Here is an 8,168-nt window from a genome sequence, read left to right on the forward strand (position 1 = left end):
CTTAACGATTCAAAGACAACGACTTCTTTACCTTTTAACGAGGATGCATCAAATGTGAAGATGACTTTTGCTGTTCCTGTTTCAGTTGTTGGCGTAAAGATTTTTCTTGCTTTCACCGCTTTACCGTCTACCATAACTGGTTTTCCAGTTTCTTTATCCATGAGAGTCCCTGTGACGGTGTATTGTTTTCCAGTCGTTAAACCACTGAAAATCACATCATCTTGAATGGAGACTTGTTTCAATGGCTCTAGACTCTTGTCGCCGTCTTCTTGATCGGTTGCTGTCGTTTGGATTTTAGGTACTAGCGCTTCATTTACTACATTCATCGTGATATTTTGTGTACTTGCGCCAATGGTGAAGGGATACGTCTTATTATTCAAGTGGTATCCTGGAATCGTGTTGGTTTCGACTAACACATAGTTTCCATAGCTTAAATCTGATTGGCTCCATTCGCCATTCGCATTGGTAGTCCCTTTAGCGATGGATTTACCATTCGTATCTTTAATTTCAAATTTCACACCTGGTAATAATTTGCCATCGTTACCTTTTTTGATTACTTTCATGGAACCTGTTTGTGCTTCAAAATTAGCTTTAAAAGAAATAGCATTCGCAGGATCCAAGTTCACACCTACTGCTAATCTTTGTAAGCTTGTATCTTCCATTTTATAAACTAACGGCAAGTAAGCTTTTAAACTTCCGTATAAATTCCCTGAAGAAAAATCATTATCATACGTTAACGGTGCCGTTAGGTAAAAAGAGTCTCCTCCTTTAATTGTCACTTGACCTCCTGTTTGTTTAGCCCCAGTTGTTACATTGATAAGTGATATTTGGTTTGGTAAGGTGAATGTGAATTTATTTTCACTATCCGCATTAACTTTATTTGTTTCCGTTTTTTGAACATTCCCTACTACACTTGAATTTAGAATGTTTTTTGTAAATGATTTAGCATCGTCAGGAACATCTTGCGCCATTCCTTTACTCTTTAAGGTCTCATATCCTGCGATATTTTTACCACCTTGATAACTACCTGTATACATTTCACTTGCTAGTAAGGAAGTCAATACAATCCCTCTGTCACGGTCTGAACCAAATATATTTTTGGCTCCCCCCCAGCCCCAATATAGAATAGCTGCTACTTTTTTATTTTGATAGATACTTCCGCCATCATTTGGAGTATTTGTAGCCGGCGTTCCTTTCGCATGCTCTATACAAAACGCCTGCACATTGTTAACTTTAAAATCTCCTACGATAGAACCACCATAAGAAATCGAGCCATTATACACAACTTGAGCACTTGCTTTAGCACTTTTTTTCATAGAAGAGCTTAAAACAAAGCCTTTTTTCAAAATGGCCTCTTCTTCCTCTGTTTTCTTTTCACCATCTGAACTTGTTATTTGTGATGGATCTGTAGCTTTCCCACTAGTAGCCGCAAAAACTGAGTGTATGGGGGCTAGCAAAGCAGATAAAAAAACTAAGACCACTGTCAAAATAGATAAATTTTTTTTCATTGATAAATACATTTTTCTTAAATACCTCCATTTTTAATTTCTACAATCAAGTCTTACCTTGTATTTGTGGGTGCTCTTATCGACATATACTCACCTTCCATAAAAAAAGACGTCCTAGGCATGTCGCCTTGACGTCTTTTTTTTAATTTATTTAGATGTTCCACCTTGCCACGTATTCCCATTTTCACCACCTGTTATACTTCCACCTTGATCTAAATCAATATCCCAGCTATCTCCTGGCGTAAGACTTCCACCTCCTGAATTGGAAGAAGAACCACCATTTGACGATGGTTTCTTACTGGATGAGGGTTGTCTTGAGGAACTGCTTGAATTTCCTGCTGTTGACTTCTTTGAAGAAGAAGTACTCCCTTGATTTGGTGAGCTTGGCGCTGTGTAATTGGAACTTGGTGTTGATGAACCTCTTCCTTGAGTTGCTGAAGGGGAAGAAGAACCCTTGGCTGTATTTGAAGAGCCTTTTGCCTGTGGTTCACTTGCTTTTTCTTGTGCTTTTTGCTCGGCTGCTTGTTTTTCTTGTGCGGTTAAGTGGCTTTCGACACGATTCAGGTCTTGAATGAGTGCCTGTTTCGCTTTCGCTTGTTTCACTTTATTTTTTTCCGTTAAGGCCGCTTGAAATTGCGTTCGCGTTACGTTAGACTTGATCGTTTTTCTCGATGTGTCGGTAAATAAGTTATCTACAGCTTGATTGGCTTTCTTAATTTGGGCTTGTTGCTGTTTAGCTCGCTGAATGATTTTATTCTGTTCTGCATAAAATACGGGTTTCGCTTCTTTTAGCTCCGTGGCTTGTTTTTCAACGGCGGCCACATTGGCTTTTTCGGCTAACGCTCCGTTTTGATCTAGTAAATCGTTGACTTGTTCGCGTAAATCAACCATTTTACTGGCATACGCTGTATCAACAATAGCCGTATTCAATTTTTCAGCGATAGCCACTCGCATTTCTTTCCCTTTCAATTGATTCAATTGACTTTCTAATGCCGCCACTTGTTCTGTGGTCACCTCTTCAGCTAGTCGCTCTTTTTTAGCCGTGAGGTAAAAAGCCGCAGCCTGTTTTTTGTAAGAATTGACCCTTTCTGCAAGCTGATCTTGTTTAGTTTCAAAGGCTTGTTGCTCTTCTTCTGCTTTCGCATGTGTCTGATACTGAGTGAGGCCATAGCCTCCTCCAACGAGTAACACCGCGCTAATCCCAATGCCAATAATCCATTTTTTCTTGTTCATACTGAAACGCCCCTTTCGATAAGTTCTGACTCTCTGCTTTCAATCGCTTGTTCAATAAATTCTAATTGATCGAGACTATAGGCTGCTAATTCGCTTTTCGAAAGAAGAATCCCCTTCTCAAACCAACAGTAGCCGTAAATCAACTCCACCAATAACCATTTTTCATTACGAAGTACTTGTCCTACTTCTCTTTGTTCTTTCTCTAAGATGGTCTGCATATCATTCATCCTCTCTATGTACTTTTAGTATACTATAAATTAAATTCCACTTGTTGTTTCAACCTATTAAGAAGCAGAAAGGCCAACAAAAAGGAGTATCTCGCCTGGCAAAAAGGGAAAAATCAGGAAAGAAAAAACAAACCTTTCTGCTTCTTAGGAAACGACTGGACTCTTTTCCATGCCAATGAAGAAGAGAATACGGTCAAAGAAATAGGCGAATCACGGCTCGAATTGGGGATAAGACCCATTTTCACCTATTTCTTTCACCGTACCGGTGTTTAAAAATCAAGTGGATGTTTGAGGCTTCAGAAACATCCCAACCCTTGATCAGCTATATAACCTAGTTCCATTCGCTCGCTGTCTGCTGACAGGTCTTGGCAAAACAAGTTATATCCAATCACGTTCCGTTTGTGGCTAGTCCGGTAACCAGAGAGCACGAAGGTTTCGGTATCACCTTCCAACCGCTACTTCACTCAGCTAGTGCTGATAAATGAGTGAACTAATTTGTATGAACCCGTTGATTGGGAAAGTTCCAAATTAGGAAATTCTATCCCTATGAAATTGTTAAAAGAACACATCTGAAAAAGGTAAGGTGGATCGGCTGGACAAACGTCCGAGCAGACAGCTTCTTTTTCATTGGCATGGAAAAGATTAAGGGGTAGGAACAATGACCCACTGTTGCATCCCTTTTAAAAATAATAACTCGGCATCGGCTTGTTTGCGCCTTGCGATAATTTGTTGTTTCTCACTTGTTGTATCCGCTACTCGAACATGACGAATGTTGTAATATAAATCTTTTAAAGGAACAGACTTTAAAGTGTTGAGATTCACAGCACTGGGGATTCCCTTCGTATGGAGTTGATCACACACATACATGTATTTGTCTCTATCAAACGTTTTAATAAAAATGGGTGTCCGTGTTCGCTCTAACTGTCGGTACGTTAAACGTTGGACTTTAGGTTTTCGTTTCTTTTTTTTGGTTTTGACGAGTCGATGTTCCAATCGTTGCTGCATCGGTTCATTCATTGCTTTCATGGTACGCTTATCTGGAATAACTGACATCATCGGCTTTTTCCTCCCTTATATTTATATCCAGCTACAAAAAAAAGAGCGTCCCCTACTTAAGTAGAGAACGCTCGCCAATGCCATTATATATTTTCCGAAGTTTACATTCTGTCAGAATGTGGAATAATCTCTGTAATATGCCTGTAGTTAGACATACTCCCAGAAAATCATTTACTTTCTGATAGCGAAACTATCTCGAAAATGATACAATAACTCTTGGTGAGGCGCCGTTTCTTAAGTATGTGTTAAGAGTTGCGGTGAGGAAGGAGAGACCTTCCTAGCACAAGTCAATTTTCCGCCAAGTTAATTGAACTGTGTGCTTCGCCTATTTGTATATTATCTGTCACTGAATTCGCATATGAGTTTACCTCATTGTGAATCCGTTGTCAAATAATTATTTGAATTTAATATAATAATCAGCCGATAAGAAGATGTCCACGTGTACTAACACCCACAAAACTTAATAATAAGTACATCCTGATTACCCCCGTTCTTCTTTGAAACAAATTTTATACAGTGAGATTTTTTCTTAATCTACTCACAAGCTTATTTTACCATAGTTTTTATAATTTAAAAGCCTTTTCGCTGAGCGGACAGATGTGTCCGCTTTTGCCCTAAGGCAACTTTTTTCTTGCACTACAATTGTTATTTAAAGCCATTTTCATTTTTTGAGGAGCGGACAGATGTGTCCGCTCAAAATTCCAGATGTGTAAATTATACATTTTTACACGAAAGGAGGGTTAAAAATGTCACAAAACATTAACATTTCAGACCATTTTGGCACGATTGTCAAAACGATTCGTGAAAATAGAGACATTTTACAGTCGACGGTTGCTGGTCATGACATTAATATTCGGACTTATAGACGCATTGAAGCAAATGAAGTGACCGTCAGTTTTCCACAATTTTTAATTATTGTAAATAATTTAAATTTAGATGTGGAGGAATTTATGCTCATTGCTAACAATTATGAGTTGACAGATCGACAAGAGATTTTACGTCTTTTTAAAGAATTAGGTAGTACGTTAAATGTTGATGGTATTAAAGAATTCCATGAGCACTGCAGAACCTACTTACAAAATCATGATGCCCCAGAAATTGAAGACTTAGAGAAAAGTGTAGATGCCATGTATAAATTCTCTCTCACAAATGACCGAAAAGTGTGCCAAAAGGATATCCAACCCCTTTGGAAGAAGCTTCGTAATCAAACCACACTTTATTATTTTGAAGCCTTATCCCTCTTAAGTATACTTTTCTTTATTGACGATTCATCAGAAATTCATAGACAAATTAAAAAGCTAGAAGAAGTCTTTCAGCTATATTTTCCCTATTACGAAACAAAAAGGCATATATTACGTGCCTATTATAATGCAGCGTATGGATTAGACATGAATAATGATTTCCTTGAAAGTGAACCTTATATTGATAAAGCACTTAAACTAAGCAAAGAATTAGAAGATGATGTAGTTTACTACGATACATTATTTGTTAAAGCCAAGCTTGAATATATCAAAGGGCATCATCCTATCGGAGAAAGGCTTGCCAATGAGAGTTTTGAAGGTTTAAGAAAAATGGAAAATAAAAAAAATGCCGTGAATATACGTAATGATAACATGAGTGATTGGCGTATTTTAACACAAAAAAAGAGCTGATAGCTCTACTATCAACTCTTTCACTTTCAGGATATTTATCAACCGCCTAAATATCCGTGGGCATAATAAGTTTGACATTTCATGGTGTTTCATCTCCATCTTTTTTGAGAATAACAAAGTATTCTGACGTCTCTTCCCGACAGAGACGTTTTTTCTTTTGCCATTTTCCCTTTATTAGTTAAGCTAACATCATGCAAACCCTTTCATTAAGTCTGTCACTAGCTTGTATTTAGCGTATCATAAAAACAAGTGTCAAAACGTAAAATTGCCCAGAAACCCCGATTTTTGTCCTGAACGACCGTGTAAACGGTTACAATTTTGTATTTTTGTATACTTTTTTCATCTTGTGTGTGCGCAGATGTATCTCTCCATCACGCAAAAAGCGATGTCCCCATGCTGACATCGCCTTCGCCGTACCCTTCATGGGTTTTATTTTCATTCCTCACCAAGCTCTATACGTCTCTTTCGCAACCGAAAGTTCCGAGATTCGAATTCAATCTCTTGCTTTAAGTGCTTCATCTTCCCTTTGAGAGCCTCAATCTCTTGATCAAGATGCTGTGTCGGTGACACAGACTTCTTCTCTTTCTTTTTATTTTTCCATAGTCGTGGAAACATCTGTCTCACGTCCTCGCTATTGACTTTATATCTCATGCTTTTTAGTCTAGCATAAAAAACATAGCTCCAACGAAAAATACCCCAGAAACCCCGATTTTTGTCCTGAACGTCCATGTAAACGGTTATAATTTTGTATTTTTGGACACATTTTAGTTATATGAGTACACAAAAAGAGCCCTTTTTCAGCGCTCTTTTTCTTGCACAAACGTCAAAGATTGATTGACCTCAAATAACTGGAAAAATTCCTTTTTCGTGTACACGTGCCAATCTCGATTCGGGGAACGTACGAGATAATCGCCCACTTTAATCGACATTTGAGGTTTCCCTTTGCGTTGGACTTGAATCGGTCTTCCTCGGTGACTAGGTAACACCGTTGTGTCGTCATTTTTGAGAAATAATGGGATCAATCGCCCATTATCCCCCGTGTATTCTAACACTTCGTACGAGCCTTTCGGGTAACAAATTTGAGGGACACGCGTATTTTCCATGACAGGTTCTAGCGTCGTTAAATGCCCCACGGGTGTTTGTTCCACCAACTCTTCTAGCGTCGTATAGCCTCCGTCAGCCATCGGAACATACACACTCGACCAGGCGGCTTCTTCGAGTTCATCCATTTTGACGGCATACACCGCGTCTCGTTTCAACAAGTACTCCAGGTCACTTTGGCGCAACGCTCGGTAATAGTGAATCCGGTTCTCTTTCCCGAACACGCGATACACCTTCGTCGGAATCGTTTGAATCCGATTTTTCGCTTTCCAATGCCGAAATAAATCGGGGGCAATGTCTAACTGGAGTTGCATATCTTTCTCCATCATGCCTGATTTTCGAAAATAGGCGTATTGTTGGATCGTAAAATGCTCAATAAAATCATGAATCCGTTCAAATTCATTCACATCTTTTTTCGTTTGAGCAATCACTTGTTTTTCTTCACTTAATCCACCTAAAGCCTCTTGTTCTAACCGATGCGACTCCGCCGTCAATTCCATTATTTTTTGACAGGTCGCGCATTGTAAATACGTACCGGCCGCATGCGACAACTTCAAAGCATCGTGTGCTTCATACGCTTGTGCCAACGCCAACATCACGGTGCGTTTTTGTTTTTTCAATTCTCGCGTATCCACTCGTCTTCCCTCCGTTTTTCTCGTTCGTTCATGGACTCTATTGTACCCCAATCTCGAAAAAATGCAAAAAGAGCCAGCCCTCCACCTAAAAGGTGCATACGCACATTCACCCCTTACTATTTGCTGATGACTACTTACTTGCTCTAACAGACAACACTCGCATAAGCCACGAATAAACTTCAAAAGCATAAGCAGAAAAACAGGGTCACTAGAATTAAGTAATTGGCAATTGAACCCATTGACTTTTAACCCGTGTCCGTTGCACTTAAATCGCGCTGTCGTACCGTTCGGTACGTGTTCTCTAGCAAATTCCACACTTCATGGCCACCACTATCCCCTCCAGGTATCCCTTTCAAAATGGCGCTCTTATCGCCTGATGTCGATGGGGTAGAAGTCAGTTTTGCCCCAATAAATTGAGCCGCTTCTGAAAAAGTGCCTAAAAAAGCCAAGTATTTTTCTTTTTGCGCTTGTTTTTTCGTCAAGGCATGACGGATCGCTTGCTCTACCACAATCGCATTGGTGGATATCAACGTCACCGCATAACGACCTTTGCCCTCCACTTTACTGATAATTCGTTTCGATTGCTTCAGTATTTTTTTTAATGTGGCCAACGGAATATTGGTTTCTTCAGAAAGCTCTCGTTGGGATTTTTCCAAAAACGTTTGGCCAAACAAAATGTGTTTGGATATATATTCTTCTAAATCCATTTCCCATTCTTCAAAATGAGAGTAGATTCGATTTTCGCGTGATTTTCTA

6 protein-coding genes and 1 pseudogene are annotated in these 8,168 nt (G+C 39.2%); 1 reads left to right on the top strand and 6 read right to left on the bottom strand.

The window, feature by feature from the left end:
• The 4 genes from CFT42_RS14570 to CFT42_RS14585 form a co-directional block, all read right to left on the bottom strand.
• On the bottom strand, nt 1-1,520 hold a 1,520-nt coding region (locus CFT42_RS14570; RefSeq protein WP_159458189.1), incomplete at its 3' end, for a VaFE repeat-containing surface-anchored protein.
• Nucleotides 1,521-1,655: 135 nt separating this feature from the next.
• The gene (locus CFT42_RS14575) at nt 1,656-2,741 is read right to left on the bottom strand and encodes a toxin Cry1Ac domain D-VI-related protein (RefSeq protein ID WP_088816532.1); all 1,086 of its coding nucleotides are present in this window, start codon (nt 2,739-2,741) and stop codon (nt 1,656-1,658) included.
• The gene (locus tag CFT42_RS14580) at nt 2,738-2,959 is read right to left on the bottom strand and encodes a hypothetical protein (RefSeq protein ID WP_088816533.1); all 222 of its coding nucleotides are present in this window, start codon (nt 2,957-2,959) and stop codon (nt 2,738-2,740) included. Before CFT42_RS14580 ends, CFT42_RS14575 begins: the two co-directional genes overlap by 4 nt.
• 651 nt (nt 2,960-3,610) lie before the next feature.
• Nucleotides 3,611-4,024 carry a hypothetical protein gene (locus tag CFT42_RS14585; RefSeq protein ID WP_088816534.1) on the bottom strand — a complete coding sequence of 138 codons (414 nt, stop codon included), beginning with the start codon at nt 4,022-4,024 and terminating at the stop codon, nt 3,611-3,613.
• A gap of 746 nt (nt 4,025-4,770) precedes the next feature.
• Between CFT42_RS14585 and CFT42_RS14590 the strand changes: the two genes are divergently transcribed.
• A complete protein-coding gene (locus CFT42_RS14590) occupies nt 4,771-5,676 on the top strand; it encodes a helix-turn-helix transcriptional regulator (protein WP_088816535.1) in 906 nt (301 codons plus the stop codon).
• Between the two features lie 797 nt (nt 5,677-6,473).
• On the opposite strand, the gene CFT42_RS14600 is transcribed toward CFT42_RS14590, so the two are convergent.
• Entirely contained in the window at nt 6,474-7,412 is a 939-nt protein-coding gene (locus tag CFT42_RS14600; protein ID WP_088816537.1) for a hypothetical protein, read from the bottom strand.
• 245 nt (nt 7,413-7,657) lie between these two features.
• A pseudogene (locus CFT42_RS14605) lies at nt 7,658-8,168 on the bottom strand (primase C-terminal domain-containing protein); the annotation flags it as partial.

Source organism: Listeria goaensis, assembly GCF_900186125.1.
Classification (GTDB): Bacteria; Bacillota; Bacilli; order Lactobacillales; family Listeriaceae; genus Listeria; species Listeria goaensis.